The sequence below is a fragment of the Secundilactobacillus collinoides DSM 20515 = JCM 1123 genome, from assembly GCF_001435975.1.
GTDB lineage: Bacteria > Bacillota > Bacilli > Lactobacillales > Lactobacillaceae > Secundilactobacillus > Secundilactobacillus collinoides.
On record NZ_AYYR01000108.1, the window covers coordinates 1 to 348 of the forward strand.

The following is a 348-nucleotide window of genomic DNA, read 5'->3' on the forward strand; positions in this document are numbered from 1 at the left end:
TGCCGGAGAACATGTGCTTTGATGAGTTTCGATCTACTGGTCATTACATGTCATTCATCTGTTGCGACGCCGATTCCCATCGGCTAGTAGTGACCTTGCCAGGCCGACTGTCCAAAGACATCATCGACTATTTTGAGAGTCGTTATTCCTTGACTGAGCGAAAACGCGTTAAGAGCGTCGTCGTCGACCTGAATGCCCAATATTGCCAGTTCATCCATCGTTTATTCCCCAACGCTGAGTCAGTCATCGATCGGTTTCATATCATTCAGTTGGTCGGACGTGCATTAGACGCAGAACGACTGCGTGTTCTGCACACCATTGAGGACCATAAATCGCGCCTTTATAAGG

Annotated in this window: 1 protein-coding gene; it reads left to right on the forward strand. The window is 48.3% G+C overall.

Features of this window, described 5'->3' with window-relative positions; genetic code table 11:
• Positions 1 to 348: transposase (locus tag FC82_RS16615; protein ID WP_162260958.1), on the forward strand; the 348-nt coding region annotated here is incomplete at both ends.